This window comes from Kitasatospora sp. NPDC089913 (assembly GCF_044748625.1).
In the GTDB taxonomy this organism is placed as follows: Bacteria; Actinomycetota; Actinomycetes; order Streptomycetales; family Streptomycetaceae; genus Kitasatospora.
Genome location: NZ_JBIVGI010000006.1, coordinates 38,108 through 51,857, shown reverse-complemented (window position 1 = coordinate 51,857; position 13,750 = coordinate 38,108). Strand labels below are relative to the sequence as shown.

At 73.4% G+C, this 13,750-nt stretch carries 13 protein-coding genes, 1 tRNA gene, 1 other RNA gene and 1 pseudogene; 4 read left to right on the top strand and 12 right to left on the bottom strand.

The window, feature by feature from the left end:
* Positions 1-26: 26 nt before the first annotated feature.
* Positions 27-117, bottom strand: an RNA gene (gene ffs, locus ACIPYS_RS11845) — signal recognition particle sRNA small type.
* A 133-nt stretch (positions 118-250) separates the two neighbouring features.
* Here ffs and ACIPYS_RS11840 point away from each other — a divergent pair.
* A tRNA-Ser gene (locus ACIPYS_RS11840) sits at positions 251-335 on the top strand.
* 134 nt (positions 336-469) lie between these two features.
* On the opposite strand, the gene ACIPYS_RS11835 is transcribed toward ACIPYS_RS11840, so the two are convergent.
* The 3 genes from ACIPYS_RS11835 to ACIPYS_RS11825 form a co-directional block, all read right to left on the bottom strand.
* On the bottom strand, positions 470-2,002 hold the full coding sequence (locus ACIPYS_RS11835) for a ricin-type beta-trefoil lectin domain protein (protein WP_400745550.1): 1,533 nt from the start codon (positions 2,000-2,002) through the stop codon (positions 470-472).
* A gap of 115 nt (positions 2,003-2,117) precedes the next feature.
* Entirely contained in the window at positions 2,118-2,801 is a 684-nt protein-coding gene (locus tag ACIPYS_RS11830; RefSeq protein ID WP_400745548.1) for a response regulator, read from the bottom strand.
* Complete coding sequence (locus ACIPYS_RS11825) at positions 2,798-4,057, bottom strand: sensor histidine kinase (protein ID WP_400745546.1); 1,260 nt, start codon at positions 4,055-4,057, stop codon at positions 2,798-2,800. Before ACIPYS_RS11825 ends, ACIPYS_RS11830 begins: the two co-directional genes overlap by 4 nt.
* Before the next feature lie 131 nt (positions 4,058-4,188).
* Between ACIPYS_RS11825 and ACIPYS_RS11820 the strand changes: the two genes are divergently transcribed.
* Positions 4,189-5,136: an SDR family NAD(P)-dependent oxidoreductase gene (locus tag ACIPYS_RS11820; RefSeq protein WP_093864964.1), complete on the top strand. Its 948-nt coding sequence runs from the start codon at positions 4,189-4,191 to the stop codon at positions 5,134-5,136.
* Positions 5,137-5,252: 116 nt separating this feature from the next.
* A pseudogene (locus ACIPYS_RS11815) lies at positions 5,253-5,660 on the top strand (hypothetical protein); the annotation flags it as partial.
* A gap of 185 nt (positions 5,661-5,845) precedes the next feature.
* On the opposite strand, the gene ACIPYS_RS11810 reads toward ACIPYS_RS11815, so the two are convergent.
* The 3 genes from ACIPYS_RS11810 to ACIPYS_RS11800 all read right to left on the bottom strand — a co-directional run bounded on the left by ACIPYS_RS11810 (position 5,846) and on the right by ACIPYS_RS11800 (position 7,510).
* Positions 5,846-6,259: a DNA-binding protein gene (locus ACIPYS_RS11810; RefSeq protein ID WP_400745544.1), complete on the bottom strand. Its 414-nt coding sequence runs from the start codon at positions 6,257-6,259 to the stop codon at positions 5,846-5,848.
* Positions 6,241-6,525, bottom strand: coding sequence for a hypothetical protein (locus ACIPYS_RS11805; RefSeq protein WP_400745542.1), 285 nt, complete (start codon positions 6,523-6,525; stop codon positions 6,241-6,243). Before ACIPYS_RS11805 ends, ACIPYS_RS11810 begins: the two co-directional genes overlap by 19 nt.
* Before the next feature lie 145 nt (positions 6,526-6,670).
* Positions 6,671-7,510: an NmrA family NAD(P)-binding protein gene (locus ACIPYS_RS11800; RefSeq protein ID WP_400745540.1), complete on the bottom strand. Its 840-nt coding sequence runs from the start codon at positions 7,508-7,510 to the stop codon at positions 6,671-6,673.
* A 168-nt stretch (positions 7,511-7,678) separates the two neighbouring features.
* On the opposite strand from ACIPYS_RS11800, the gene ACIPYS_RS11795 reads away from it, so the two are divergent.
* The gene (locus tag ACIPYS_RS11795; protein WP_400745538.1) at positions 7,679-9,217 is read left to right on the top strand and encodes a PLP-dependent aminotransferase family protein; all 1,539 of its coding nucleotides are present in this window, start codon (positions 7,679-7,681) and stop codon (positions 9,215-9,217) included.
* A 23-nt stretch (positions 9,218-9,240) separates the two neighbouring features.
* On the opposite strand, the gene ACIPYS_RS11790 is transcribed toward ACIPYS_RS11795, so the two are convergent.
* From ACIPYS_RS11790 to ACIPYS_RS11770, 5 genes are all read right to left on the bottom strand, one after another.
* Positions 9,241-10,716 (bottom strand): UbiD family decarboxylase domain-containing protein, encoded by a 1,476-nt coding sequence (locus ACIPYS_RS11790; protein ID WP_400745536.1) that lies wholly within the window; start codon positions 10,714-10,716, stop codon positions 9,241-9,243.
* Positions 10,713-11,105 carry a chorismate mutase gene (locus tag ACIPYS_RS11785; RefSeq protein WP_093861023.1) on the bottom strand — a complete coding sequence of 131 codons (393 nt, stop codon included), beginning with the start codon at positions 11,103-11,105 and terminating at the stop codon, positions 10,713-10,715. Before ACIPYS_RS11785 ends, ACIPYS_RS11790 begins: the two co-directional genes overlap by 4 nt.
* Positions 11,102-11,491, bottom strand: coding sequence for an AraC family ligand binding domain-containing protein (locus ACIPYS_RS11780; RefSeq protein WP_400745534.1), 390 nt, complete (start codon positions 11,489-11,491; stop codon positions 11,102-11,104). Before ACIPYS_RS11780 ends, ACIPYS_RS11785 begins: the two co-directional genes overlap by 4 nt.
* Positions 11,492-11,595: 104 nt before the next feature.
* The gene (locus ACIPYS_RS11775; protein ID WP_093861025.1) at positions 11,596-12,300 is read right to left on the bottom strand and encodes a flavodoxin family protein; all 705 of its coding nucleotides are present in this window, start codon (positions 12,298-12,300) and stop codon (positions 11,596-11,598) included.
* A gap of 126 nt (positions 12,301-12,426) precedes the next feature.
* Entirely contained in the window at positions 12,427-13,728 is a 1,302-nt protein-coding gene (locus ACIPYS_RS11770) for a TrpB-like pyridoxal phosphate-dependent enzyme (RefSeq protein ID WP_360011105.1), read from the bottom strand.
* Positions 13,729-13,750 lie beyond the last annotated feature (22 nt).

Below are 13,750 nucleotides of genomic sequence, written 5' to 3'. Positions count from 1 at the left end.
CGCGCCCCACCGGCCCCCGGGAACGCAAAGACCCCCCGTGCACCCGCCAGAGCCCTCCTACCCTTGCTGCCTTCCGGCCCTGGGGGGGTTCAGAGAGATAACGCCACACGAGGGGCTGGCCCCAACACTACCGGATCCCGGGCCCACCCCTCCACCACCACCCCGTCCCACCATCCGCAGGCCACCCCCACCCCCTACCTGCGAGATACGTGGTCGCGACCACCCCAAAACATGTACTAAGCTCTCCCACGGAGGATTCGCCTAGAGGCCTAGGGCGCACGCTTGGAAAGCGTGTTGGGGGCAACCCCTCACGAGTTCGAATCTCGTATCCTCCGCCTCTGCCAGCCATGGCAGCACGAAGGCCCCGACCGGGAAACCGGTCGGGGCCTTCGGCGTTTCCGGGGCAGGGCGGGCCGATCCGCGCGGAGGTGATCGGCCCCGTGCGGGCACGCACGGGGCCGTTGCCCGGTCAGGCCGGCAGGTACCACGTCCGGCTGGGACCGGGTTCGCAACCCGCGAGCCGGAGCGGCAGGCCTTCGGCGGTCGAGCCCTGCGGGCCGTCCAGGCAGAGGCCGTCGGCGGGGTGGTTCAGGTATCCGCTGGGGTGGACGACCCACTGCTGGGCCGGGCTGCCGTCACAGGTCGCAAGGGTGACCGCCGAGCCGGCGGCCGGCTGGAGGCAGAGGCCGAGGGCCCGAAGAGTCCCGTCGTTGCCGAGCGTCCAGATCTGTGAGCCGTCGTAGGTGCAGCCCGAGAGCACGGCAGGAGCACCGGCCGAGCCGCCGGTCAGGCACTCCTGGGCTGCCGCGTTGGTGAGTCCGCCGGAGATCGGCACGCCGTTGTACGGCAGCCGCCACTGCTGCGCGGCGGTGCCGTTGCAGGGGTGGAGCTGCATCTGCACTCCCCAGTCCGCGGAGGAGCCGGGGTCGTCCAGGCAGAGACCGGTCCCGATGTTCACCAGCGAGTGCGAGGCCCCGGGCCGCCACTTCGCGGCGGCCTCGGCACAGGAGCCGACCACGATCGGGCTCCCGGACGACGTACCGGTCGGCTGCAGGCACTTGCCCAGCACCCGCAGGGTCCCGTCATTGGCGAAGGTCCAGGTCTGCGCATCGGTGCCGTTGCAGCCCCAGAGAACGACCGGGTTTCCGTCGGTCGTCGCGCTGCGGAAGTCGTCCAGGCAGCGGCCCGGGATGCCCGAGGAGACCGTGCCGGTGGGCAGGCCGGTCACGGGCTCGAAGGAGAAGGAGCTGGTGGCCAGGCCGGTGCCGTTCTCCCAGATCTCGAAGCCGGCGGAGACGCCGCAGAGGTACTGCGCCCGGGGCAGGTGGCCCCGGCTGATCGCGTCGATCGCGAACAGCCGGAGGTCCAGCCGGTCGACCGCACTCGTCGCGGTCGGCAGCTGGTAGTTGATCAGATGGTGGGTCGGCGAGACGGTCGCCGCGCTCACCCGGTAGCCGGTGCCGCCGATGTCGACCGTGCCGACGTCGGTCGGACCGTAGGGCTTGGCCTGGGGCCCCTGGCCGTTGAGCCAGATCATCAGCTCGTCGCTGGTGGTCGGGTCACAGCTGGTCGCGTCATTGCTGAACCACAGGTCGTACGCGGCATCGTAGGTACCCGCGACGCCCTGGGTCGTGTGCCAGGTACTCGTCGCGTCACCGAGCGAGGCGACCGGTATCGGTAGACCCCGGAGGGGCTTGATGTACGCGTAGGCCCCCGGCCCCAGGCCGGGGTTCGAGATGGTGTCGGGGGTCAACTGGCTGGTGGAGAGCGTGAAATTCGCGCCGCCGTCGGTGGTGACGCACTGCCGCACCCGGCTGCGGTCGGCGTTCCACTCACCAGGCCCGACCTCGTAGTCGCCCGACACGGTGAGGGTGTCCTGCCCACACACCTCGCCGGCCGCCGCGACCGCCGTCCCTGCGAACGGGCCGGATCCGGCGACCGCACACAGCAGTGCGGCGCCCACCAGTGCCACTCGGCGTCGTGCCGAGTCGATGCCTCTCATGAGACCCCCCTTGTCGTAGTGCTGGTGAGCCTAGGGGGCGACGCCCTGGGGCCGCACGCGCCGCTTCCGCGGAAACCGGCCGGGGCCTTCGGCGTTCCGCGGTCGCCCCAGGACGCTAGAGGGTGGTCGACGGCCCCTGGTCCGCGGTGATGCCCGTGGCGACGGCGAGGACGGCGAGGCGGATGCGGTTGTCCCGGCCCGTCTTCGCCATCAGGTTCGCCACGTGCGTCTTGACCGTGGTGACGCCCATGTGCAGACGGTCGGCGATCTCCTTGTTGGACAGGCCGCTGCCGATCAGGCCGAGCACCTCCCGCTCGCGCGGAGTGATGGCGGGCGCCGCCGGGACGTCGGCGCGAGTACCGGGGGACGCCCCGGCGCGGGCGTCGACGGCGCGGCTGACGAGCCGGTCGAGTGCGTCCCGGCTGAACGGGGCCTCGCCGTCCGCGGCCCGGCGTACGGCGTCGACCAGCTCGGCCGGCGGGGTGTCCTTGACCAGGAAGCCGCAGGCTCCGGCCGCGAGCGCCGGGTAGAGGTGATCGTCGTCGTCGAAGGTGGTGAGCGCGACGACCCGAGTGACGGGGCAGCCGGCCAGGATGCGGCGGGTGGCGGTGATGCCGTCCATGAGGGGCATTCGCAGGTCCATGAGGACGACGTCCGGACGGAGGCGCTCGGCCAGCCGCACCGCCTCCGCGCCGTTGTCCGCCTCGCCGAGGATGTCGATGTCCGGGGCCTGCTCGAAGAGCATGCGCAGACCCATGCGGACGAGCGGCTGGTCGTCGGCGACCAGGATGTGGATCACGGGGTCTGCTCCCGGACTCGTACGGAGGCGGGCGGGGCGGGCGGGGCGGGGAGTGCGGGGAGTGCGGGGAGTGCGGATGGGACGCGCAGTGCGGGGAGCTCGGCCGTGAGCCGCCAGCCCCGGGGCGTCGGGCCCGCGTCGAGGCGGCCGCCGAACAGATCCACGCGTTCACGCATTCCGATCAGCCCGTGCCCCGACGGGCCCGGGGCCGACACCCCGGGACGACCCGCGCCGTCGTCCTGGAGCGTCAGGTGCACGGCGGCGTCGTCGGCCACTCGTACGGTCAACTCGGCCCGTGCGCCCGGGCCGGCGTGCTTCGCCGCGTTCGCCAGACCCTCCTGGACCAGACGGAGCACGGCGAGGCCGCGTACCGCGTCGAGGCGCGCGAGGACCGGATCCACGGCCGCGGTGACGGCCAGACCGGCGCGGCGGCTGCCCTCCAGCACCGACTCCAGCGCGGCCGGCAGCGCCCCGGGCGTGACCAGTGCGGAGGCCGTCCCGGCTGCCGCGACGCTGTCCGGGTCACGCAGTACGGCCACCAGGCGGCGCAGATCGGCCAGGGCCTCGCTGCCGCTGGAGTGCAGGTCGTCGAGGACCTCGATGACCCGCGCGTCGACGGTGTCGGGCACGACGTGCCGGGCGACACCGACGCGCAGCACCATCGACGAGACGTGGTGGGCCACCAGGTCGTGCAACTCGCGTGCGATGGTCGTGCGTTCCGCGGCGCGGGCGGCCAACAGCCGCTGGCCGGCGCGGGCCTCCTCCTGTTCCGCGTGCGCGCGTGCGGCCCGGGCGGCGTCGCGGGTGACTCGTACGTATCCGCCCATGAGCAACGGCAGACCGGCCACGATGCCCGTCTTGTACAGCACCGAGGGGAGTTCGCCGGGCAGGTCGGCGAGGCGGTTCACGGCGACGGCGAGCGCCAGTACCGCCGCCCCGGCCACCGGGCGGCGGCCGTACTCCCGCACGGACAGCTCGAAGAGGGTGACGGCGGCCAGCACCTTCAACGCGGGGACGATGTCCGAGCCGAGCGTGTGCGCGACAACGAGCAGGCCGGACAGTGCCACCAGCGCGCCGAACGCCCACCGGCCCGCGGCCGCGCACAGCAGGATCCCGGCCGCGGCGAGGCCCCAGTCCCGGCCCCCGGAGGGCCGGTGCACCAGCAGGAGATCACCGACGAGCACGCCGACCAGCACCACCGCCCTCGCGGCGGAGGACCTTTGATCGAACAGACCCTCGATCCTTGATCGGTTCACGCGCTTCACGATAGGCGGGCGCCCGTGCGCCCGGGTCCTGCCGCGGGAGGAGGTCGCCTCCTCCCACCGGCCGCGACGAGCGGCCCGCGGGTGGAGCCGGGCACCCGGCCCGGACTGCGAGCGTGGTCGCCATGAACACGAACTCGAACGGGAATACGAAGAACGGTCCCCTGGGGCGGCGGTCCCTGCTCGGTGGCGCGGCCGCCCTCGGGGTGGCGGGCTCGGCCCTCGGCGCGGGCGCTCGCACGGCGAGCGCCGCCCAGGGCAGGCCCCGCGTCCAGGACGGGCGGTTCCAGGGCAGGTCGGTGCTCATCACGGGTGGCACCTCGGGCATCGGCAGGGCCGCCGCCCACGCCTTCGCGGCGGCCGGTGCCCAGGTCGGATTCTGCGGCAGGCGGGCCGAGTTGGGGCGCCAGGTGGAACGGGAGATCCGGAACGCGGGCGGCGAGGCCACGTACATCCAGGCCGATGTGCGGGTGGCCGACCAGATGCAGGCCTTCGCGGACCGGGTCGCGAGCCGGTACGGCGGCATCGACGTGGCCTTCAACAACGCGGGGATCGGCAGCAACAAGCTTCCGCACGAGCTGAGCGTCGAGGAGTGGGACGACGTCCAGGCCACCAATGCCCGGGGCGTCTTCCTCGCCATCAAGTACGAGATCCCGCACATGCTCCGGGCCGGGCACGGCGTCATCGTCTGCACCTCCTCCTCGGCGGCCGACCTGGCCCGGCCGAACAGCGCCGCGTACACCGCGAGCAAACGGGCGGTGCAGGGCATCGTGAAGGCCGCCGCGCTCGCCTACGGACCCCGGGGCATCAGGCTCAACGCCCTGCTGCCCGGCACCACCGACACCCCCTTCGTCCGCCCGCCCGGCATCCCGGACGAGGCCTGGGCGGCGTACAAGAAGGCGTTCGGCCCGCTCAACATCGACGGCCTGGAGCGGATGGCCGAGGCCGAGGAGATCGCGCGCGCCGTGCTCGGGCTCGCGTCGGACGACTTCCCCTACATGACGGGTGCCTCGGTCGCGGTGGACGGCGGAAGCACCGCCGGCCGGAAGATGATCCAGCCGAGCCGCGGCTGAGGCCGGGGCGGACCACTCGTCCGTCGGTCCGGGTCCCGTGTCCCCGCATCCGGACGGCCGGTCCCGCGGCGGACGGGGCCGGCTCGTGTCAGCCCACTCCGGGGTGAACCAGGCGGCCCGACTCCCGCGCGCCGAACGGCCGCCGGCTCGACCGGCCCGGGCAGATCACCGCGGCCGTCGCGGTCACCGCGGTCGTCTACGGCGTGATCGAGGGCGGCGCCGACGGCTTCGGTTCGCCCCCGGTGCTGGCCGCGCTGGTGCTCGGCGCCGTGAGCGCGGTCGCGTTCGTCGTGGTGGAGCGCCGCAGCAGCAGCCCGATGCTCGACCTGGCGCTGTTCCGCAGCCCCGCCTTCGCCGCCACCTCCTACGGGTCCCTCGCCTGGCGCCTGGTCCTGCTCGGCCTGGGCGTGGGCACCGTCCTCACCCCGATGACGGCCTCCGCCGTCTCCGCCGTCCCGCACCACCTGGCCGGAGTGGCCGCCGCGGGGAACAACGCCTTCCGCCAGGTCGGCGGCGCGCACGGCCGCCGCTCCCGCCGGCACCAGGCACGCGCCCGCCGAGGACGCGCCCGCCCAGGAGCTGCAGCACACCCCGTGAGGCCGAGGCGCCCGGCGTTCTGCCGGGCGCCTCGTGTCCGGACCGCCGGCCGTGCCCGAGGTCGCGACCGACGAGCGCACCGCCCGGCGCAACCCACGCCCAGGGCGACCCGTCAGACGGCCACGAGCCGCACCCGGTCCCCACAGAGCTTGGTCATGTCGTCGATGTCCGACGTCAGCAGGACGACCGGCCGCTGCTGCCGCAGTGCCATCTCGGCCACGGCCGCGTCGATCGCGTACTTGTGGCCGTGCAGGCCGGCGGCGATGAGCATCGCGGAGGCCGCCCGAGCCTCCTCGTCGCCCACCTGCGCGATCCGCACGCCGGACAGGATCCATCGGAGCCGGGCCTGGTCGGTTCGGCTGTGAACAGCTTCGATGATGGTCAGAGCACTGATCACCACCTCCATTCCGCGCTTCCGCGCCTCCGCGACCAGCGCGACGGCCGGTTCATGGTCACCGATCAGCTTGGAAAGACCCTCCGAGTCGAGCACCAGGGTGCCCTCGTGGGTCAGCTTGCGACGGGCCATCCGCCCTCCTCGGCGAACACCTCGTCGAAGACGTGCCGCGCTCGCTCCTGCTCGGCCGGCGAGATCGATCCCTTCCGACGCTCGTAGTCGGCCAGGTACTCGTCCAGGATCCGACCACGCAGTTCCCGCTCGACGGCCGCAGTGATGAACGCCGAGAACTCGCGCTTGCCCACCCGCTGACGGATGGCCTCGGCCGTACCTTCGGGCAGGGAGAGGCTGACCCTGGTGGCCGGCCCCTCACCGATGCTGTAGGGCATGTCAGTCATGGCACTCAGATTATCAAAGGAGTAGGAATAAGGCTCCCCGTCCGGCCCGCACCTCATGAGTTCGAATCTCGCGTCATCCGCCGGCCGACGGCCCGGACCGCAGCAGGCGGTCCGGGCCGTCGATGTTCGGGCCGGGCCGGGCCGGTCAGCCGAAGGCGGCCAGGTTGTCGGCGAGCCACTGGGTGTACGGGCGGGCGGGGTGGCCGGTCAGGAGCTCGACCGTGTCGTTCACCGGAGCGGGCCTGCCGACGGTGGCAGCCATCAGGTCCAGCAGGGCGGCCACGAAGTCGGCGTCCATGAACTGGCTGAGCTGCTGCCGTACGGCCGGGGCGGGGACCTCCTCGAAGCTCAGCCCGCGACCGAGGGCCCGGCCGAGGAGTTCGACCTGTTCGGTCTGGGTGAGCGACTGCGGGCCGGTCAGCTCGTAGATCCGGCCGGAGTGCTCGGGGCTGCCGAGGACGGCCGCGGCCGCCTCGGCGACGTCGCGCTCGTGCACCAGCGAGGCGGCGGCCTCGGCATGCGGGCCGCGGAGGATGTCGCCGCCCGGCAGCTGCATCGCCCAGGAGAGCGAGTTGATCGCCGGGAAGAACAGCCGCAGGAACGTCCGGTCGACGCCGGTCGCCACGATCTCCCGCTCCACCCGGGCGTGGTAGGCGGCGATCACGTCGGGCTGCGGGTCCGCGCCGTCGACGACGGCCCCCGAGGACAGGAACACGATCTGCCGCACCCCGGACCGACGCACCTCCTCCAGCAGCGGCTGCACGTCCAGGCCGTAGGGCAGCACCAGGAACAGTTCCGTGACGCCGTCCAGCGCGGCCCCGAGGGTCTCCGGCCGGGTGAGGTCCCCGGGCACCACCTCGACGCCCTCGGGCAGTCCGGCCCGCTCCGGGGTGCGCGACAGCGCCCGCACCTTCCGTCCGGCGCCCGCCAGCACCTCCACCGTCTGCCGCCCGAAGTGCGCGGTCGCACCGATCACAAGAATCACGACGGATCCCTCCCCATCACCGTTCCGGTCACTTCCTTCGGAACAGACAGTAGAGGCCATCTAGGTCAGTTCTGGTCCTAGCTGGCGCCGACTCCACCACGGCCGGGCCACGCTGACGGGGTGTCGTGCATGCGACACTTCGGGAGAGCGGAGCCCGGAAGGAGAGGCGTGGGATCGTCGGAGCTGCTGATCGTGCTGGACCGGGGCAGTACGACGCCCCTGCAGCAGCAGGTGTGCGACGGGATCGCCGGGCTGGTCCGGTCGGGGCGGCTGCGGGCCGGGGAGGCCGTACCGGCCTCGCGGGAGCTGGCGGCCCAGCTCGGGGTGTCGCGCACGGTGGTCCTGCGGGCGTACGAACTGCTCACCGCCAACGGATTGCTGACGGCCCGTCGGGGCTCGGGGACCAGGGTGGCCGAGCGGGCCGCCGGGGAGGGGGCCGGGCCCGGTCCGGCCCGGACGGCGCTCGCGCCGCAGCCGCCGCTCGCCACCGACGGCGGGGACGCGCTGTGGCAGCCGTGGGAACCCCCGCCGATGCAACAGGCCGGTGCGGGGCTGGACTTCCGGCACGGGACCCCGGCGCTGGCCAACTTCCCGGTGTCGCGCTGGCGGCAGTCGATGCACGAGGCCTACGCGCGGGCGGACGTCGCCGCGCTCGGGTACGGGCCGGCCGAGGGCTCCGCCGCGCTGCGGGCGCAGATCGCCACCCTGGTCCGGCAGAGCCGGGCACTGGACGCCTCGCCCGACAGCATCCTGGTGACCAGCGGGGCCACCCAGGCGCTGGACATCCTGGCCCGGCTGCTGGTCGGCCCGGGCGACGTGGTGGTGATCGAGGACCCGAGCCACACCGTGCTGCGCCAGGTCTTCGGCTCCACCGCCGGCACCGTGGTGCCGGTGCCGGTGGACGAGGAGGGGCTGCGGGTCGCGGACATCGACGCCCGCGTCCGGGCGCACGGCCAGGACCCGGACCGGGTGCGGCTGGTCTACGTGACGCCCTCGCACCAGTTCCCGACCGGGTTCATCATGTCCGAGGCCCGGCGGCGGGCCCTGCTGGCCTGGGCGGCGCGGCGCGGGGCGACGGTGCTGGAGGACGACTACCACAACGAGTTCACCTTCGCCGCGGAGCGGCTGCCGGCCCTGGCCGCCGCCCGGCACCAGGGCACGGTGGTCTACGTCGGCAGCTTCAGCAAGACGCTCTTCCCGGCGCTGCGGATCGGCTACGCGATCCTGCCCCAGCGGCTGGTGCAGCCCTTCCTCGGCATCAAGTGGATCACCGACCGGCTGACCCCGACGGTCACCCAGGAGGCGCTGGCGCACTTCGTCGCCACCGGCGCCTACGCCCGGCACGTCAGCCGGATGACCCGGCTGTACCGGGAGCGCCGCCGCTCGCTGCTGGACGGCCTCTACACGCACTTCGGCGCCGAGGTGCGGATCTCCGGAGCGGCCGCCGGCCTGCACGTCCTGGTCGCCCTCACCGGGGCTCGCGGCGTCGGCGAGGACGAGATCGTCCGCCGGGCCGCGGCGCTCGGTGTCCGGGTGTACCCCGCCTCGGGGTACTTCGTGCGGGAGCCCCCGGCCGAACCCACCTTCCTGATGGGCTACGCGGCCCTGCCCGGCACCCGGATCGCCGAGGGCACGGCGCTGCTGGCTACAGCGGTCCGTGAGGCCACGGCGGTCCGGGAGGCGGGCAGGGGCGGCCGCGGCCGCTGACCGGCTCCGGGCGGCGGCGGCCGCTAACCGGCTCCGGGCGCGTCGGTGAACCGGGCCCGGCGGAAGCGGCGCCGCTGCGCGTAGGGGACGGTGCAGTCGAACACCGCCTTCGCGGTACGGCCGTCCGCCGACAGCAGGGGCGAGTAGGCGACCGACTGGGTCGGGTCGAGCGGGAAGCCCTCCCGGTCCGGCAGGACCAGCAGGTCCCGGTCGGCCTGCCACCGGGTGACCATCGCCCACCACAGGTCCTGGTCCGACTCCAGGTCCACGTCCTCGTCCACGGACAGCACCAGCTTGGCCATCCGGAACTCCTCCAGGACGGCCCGGGAGGCCTCCCGCACCAGCGCGTCGTCCTCGGCCGAGCGTTTGGCCGCCCACTGGAGCACGACCATCAGCTGTCCCCCGCCGGCGGTGTGGCAGTGCACCGCCCGGACGGGGGCGCCGCGGCGCCGCAGCACGGCCAGCACGGCCGCCTCCATCCCGAAGCCGAGCAGCACGGACTGCTCGTGGCCCGGGCCGGAGACGGCCTGGAGGATCGGGCCGCGCCGGGCGGTGATCCCGGTGATCCGGACGGTCGGCAGGGCCGGGTGGGCGGTGCCCTGGTAGCCGAGGAACTCCGGGGTGGCGGCGCTGCCCCTCGGGTTCTCCGGCATGGTGTCCGGCAGGAGTTCGCCCTCCAGCACGTACTCGGCGTGGGCGATGTACTCGGCGTCCACCGTGCGGCACGGCAGCAGTTCCACCGGGGCGCCCGCGAGCGCCCCGGCGACCGCCAGTTCGTCCGTCCCGGTCGGGACGAGCGAGGTGGGGCAGCAGGAGGCCAGCAGCACGGCCGGGCCGAGGCCGAGGTGGATCGCCACCGGCAGCGGCCGCCCGGCGGCGAGCGAGTTGCGGTGGGCCTGCTCGAGGTCCCGCCCCGGCACCATCCAGATGGTGAGCAGGTCGGGGCCCTGGACGCACATCCGGTGGATCGACAGGTTGCGCACGCCGGTGGCCGGATCGGTGGCGAGGACGGCGCCGAGGGTCAGGTAGGGGCCGGCGTCCTCGTCGGTGAGCACCGGGACGGGCAGGGCGGTGAGGTCCGGCTTGCGGTCGCTGCGGGCCCACCGGTCGGGGTCGGCGGCGGGCACCGGGGGCAGTGGCGCGGCCACCGCGTCCAGCAGCCGGTGGGCCAGCTCGGCGGGGGTGGCGCCGAGCAGGGCGGCGGCCCGCCGCCGGGTCCCGTACAGGCCCATCAGTACGGCGCCGGGCCCCGGTTCCGCACCGTCCTCGGCCGTGACGGCGCCCTCCTGCGGCGCGACGCCCGAGGGCGTCACCTGCTCGAACAGGACGGCCGGGCCGGGGCCGGTGGGCGGCGCCGCCGGGGCGCCGGCCCACCGGGCGTAGCGGGAGGAGACCCCGAAGCGGGCCGGGACCTCCTCCCGGACCCGGACCAGTTCTCCTGGCATCAGGTCCAGCGCGGCCAGCGCCGCCCGCAGGTCGGCCGGGTGCCGACGGCTCATGGCCCGTCCCCGGCGGCGCCCCCGGAACCGGCCCCGGCGGCGGCCGAAGCGGCCCGGCGCTCCTCCAGGAGCACCATCTGCATCCGGGTCAGCTCGTCGATCAGCGTGCGGTAGGTGGCCTCGGCGATCCCCGGCGGCATGCCGTGCTCGTCCGCCAGGCCCCGGACCTTGGCGACGACCTGCTCGACCCGGCCCGGGGAGCGGACGGTCTCCTCGTCCCGCTTGAACCCGGTCAGTTCCCGCACCACGGCGGTGCGCTCCGCCAGCAGCGCGACGATCCGGCGGTCCAGCGCGTCGACGGAGAGCCGCAGTTCGTCGATCCGGGGATCGATCGCGGGCACCGACGGACCGGTCGCCGTACCGTCCGCCCCCGTGAGGTCGGCGCTCATGCGGTCGGCACCACCTTGTCGACGACGTACACGACGGTCGGCTCGCCCTCCGCGCCCTGCGAACGGTGCTTCTCGTCGTCCGGGATCACGAAGCCCATGCCGGGGCGGCACGGCACCGAACGGTCCTCGAAGTGGATGGTGAACTCGCCCTGCAGCACGTAGCCCTGGTGTCCGCGCAGGCACCACTCGTGCTCGTCGAAGCCGGCCGGCAGCTCCATCAGACGGACCCGCAGGCCCTGGGTGTAGGCGATCTTCACCCGGCCCTCGGCGCCCGGCTTCTGCCACTTCTCCCAGGGGATCAGGTCGAAGTCGACGCCGACCAGGACGGGGTCCCCGGTCTGGCTGCCGTGCTGGTCGCCGGTCTCGGTCTCGGTCTCGGTGGACATGGCACTCCTCAACAACACGTCGGAAATGGGGTATCGGTGGATCGGCGGATCGGCGGCGCTCCGGCCGGCCTGCCTCTCCGGTGCGGCCGGCCTGCCTCTCCGGTTCAGCTGGCCTGCTTCTCCGAAGAGGTCCGCTGCCCCGGCAGGACCACGCGCGGGGCGCGGGACACGCGCTCGTTGCGGTCGTCGAGCGGCAGCACGGGCCGACCGTCGGCCGCGTGGCGGCGCAGCAGCAGGGACATGTCGATCATGCGGTGGAGCATCCGCTCCAGTGCCTCCAGGCCCTCGGCGTCCTGGAGCTGCGGCTGCGGCGAGGTGTTGCGCAGCAGCGCCGGGAAGCCGCTGCCGACCAGGATCATGCGGTTGAGCAGCAGGTTGTCGACCAGCTGGCTGTGCACCGCGGCGTCGCTGTACCGGCGCGAGACGACGATGATGCCGCCCACCTTGTTGGCCAGAGGGCGGTCGAAGCGCAGGAAGCCCACGCCGGCCCGTTCGATGAAGATCTGCATCAGATGGGCGGGACCGAAGCCGTGCACCGGGGTCGCGTAGACGATGGCGTCCGCCTGCTTCATCTGCTCGACGATCGCGGGCATGTCGTCGCGGAGTTCGCAGGGTTTGGTCCGCTGGTTGCAGTCGCCGCACGGGCTGCACGGCGAGATCCGGTGCTCGCGCAGGTGAACGGTCCGGAACTCGGCGCCCCGTTCCCGGACCAGGCGGCCGGCGTACTCCAGCGCGAGGTCGGTGTTGCCGCCCGGTCGCTCGGAGCCGCAGATCCCGAGCACGATCGGAGTCGGAGTTGATCCTTGCACGTGGTTCCCCCCTCGTAGTCTGCCCCTACGGGGGCGGGCGGCCGGACGGGCCCGTGGTGCGAGGGCCCGTCCGGCTGTTCGCCCGCCTGTCACCGCTCAGTACTCGTCGGTCCTCGAGCCGGCTCGTCAGTCCTTGAGCTTTCCGGCGAAGTAGTCGGTGTACGCCTGCATGTCGAAGTGCCCGTGGCCGGACAGCGTGAACAGGATGGTGCGGGCCTCGCCGCTCTCCTTGCAGGCCAGCGCCTCGTCGATGGCCGCCCGCACCGCGTGGGTGGACTCCGGCGCCGGGACGATGCCCTCGTTGCGTGCGAACAGGACGCCGGCCTCGAAGCAGGCGGTCTGCGGGACGGCCCGCGCCTCCAGCAGGTCGAGGTCCTTCAGGGCGCTGATGATGGGCGCCATGCCGTGGTAGCGCAGCCCGCCCGCGTGGATGCTCGGCGGCACGAAGTCGTGGCCGAGGGTGTGCATCATGGTGAGCGGGGTGAGGCCCGCGGTGTCGCCGAAGTCGTACTCGTAGCGGCCCTGGGTGAGGGTCGGACACGAGGCCGGCTCGACCGCCAGCGCCCGCACCGAGCGGCCGCCGCGCAGCTGCTCGCGCAGGAAGGGCAGGACCAGGCCGCCGAAGTTGGAGCCGCCGCCCGCCGCACCGATCACGATGTCCGGGTAGTCCTCCGCCAGCTCCATCTGGAGCAGCGCCTCCTGGCCGATCACCGTCTGGTGCGTCAGCACGTGGTTGAGCACCGAGCCGAGCGCGTACTTGGCCCGGCCGCCGCTCTTGACCGCGGCCTCCACGGCCTCGGAGATGGCCAGGCCCAGGCTGCCGCTGGCGTCGGGGTCGGCGGCGAGCGCGGCCCGCCCGGCGTCGGTGAGCACGCTGGGGCTGGCGTGCACCGTCGCCCCGAAGGTCTCCATCAGGGCCCGGCGGTAGGGCTTCTGCTGGTGGCTCACCTTGACCATGAAGACCTCGCACTCGAGGCCGAAGTAGGCGGAGGCCATCGCGAGCGAGCTGCCCCACTGGCCGGCGCCGGTCTCGGTGGTGAGCTTCTCCACACCGGCCTGCTTGTTGTAGTACGCCTGCGGCACCGCCGTGTTGGGCTTGTGGCTGCCGGCCGGGCTGACGCCCTCGTACTTGAAGTAGATCCGCGCCGGGGTGTCGAGCGAGCGCTCCAGCCGGTGGGCCCGGATCAGCGGGCTGGGACGCCACTGGCGGTAGACGTCGATCACCGCGCCGGGGATGTCGATCTCGGCCTCGGTGCTGAACTCCTGGGCTATCAGCGACTCGGGGAACAGCGGCGCCAGGTCGGCCGGGGTGAGCGGCTCCCTCGTCCCGGGGTGCAGCATCGGCGGCACCGGCTTCGGCAGATCCGCCAGCACGTTGTACCAGGTGGTGGGGATTCGGTCCTCGGGCAGCAAGAACTTGGTGATCATCGGGCCCTCCCGGAATGCATGG

Excerpts from the sequence above, each read along its gene's own strand:
- ACIPYS_RS11805 (WP_400745542.1), bottom strand. The coding sequence starts at position 6,525 with ATGACTGACATGCCCTACAGCATCGGTGAGGGGCCGGCCACCAGGGTC.
- ACIPYS_RS11810 (WP_400745544.1), bottom strand. The coding sequence starts at position 6,259 with ATGGCCCGTCGCAAGCTGACCCACGAGGGCACCCTGGTGCTCGACTCG.
- ACIPYS_RS11820 (WP_093864964.1), top strand. The coding sequence starts at position 4,189 with ATGAACACGAACTCGAACGGGAATACGAAGAACGGTCCCCTGGGGCGG.
- ACIPYS_RS11835 (WP_400745550.1), bottom strand. The coding sequence starts at position 2,002 with ATGAGAGGCATCGACTCGGCACGACGCCGAGTGGCACTGGTGGGCGCC.
- ACIPYS_RS11790 (WP_400745536.1), bottom strand. The coding sequence starts at position 10,716 with ATGAGCCGTCGGCACCCGGCCGACCTGCGGGCGGCGCTGGCCGCGCTG.
- ACIPYS_RS11780 (WP_400745534.1), bottom strand. The coding sequence starts at position 11,491 with ATGTCCACCGAGACCGAGACCGAGACCGGCGACCAGCACGGCAGCCAG.
- ACIPYS_RS11770 (WP_360011105.1), bottom strand. The coding sequence starts at position 13,728 with ATGATCACCAAGTTCTTGCTGCCCGAGGACCGAATCCCCACCACCTGG.
- ACIPYS_RS11785 (WP_093861023.1), bottom strand. The coding sequence starts at position 11,105 with ATGAGCGCCGACCTCACGGGGGCGGACGGTACGGCGACCGGTCCGTCG.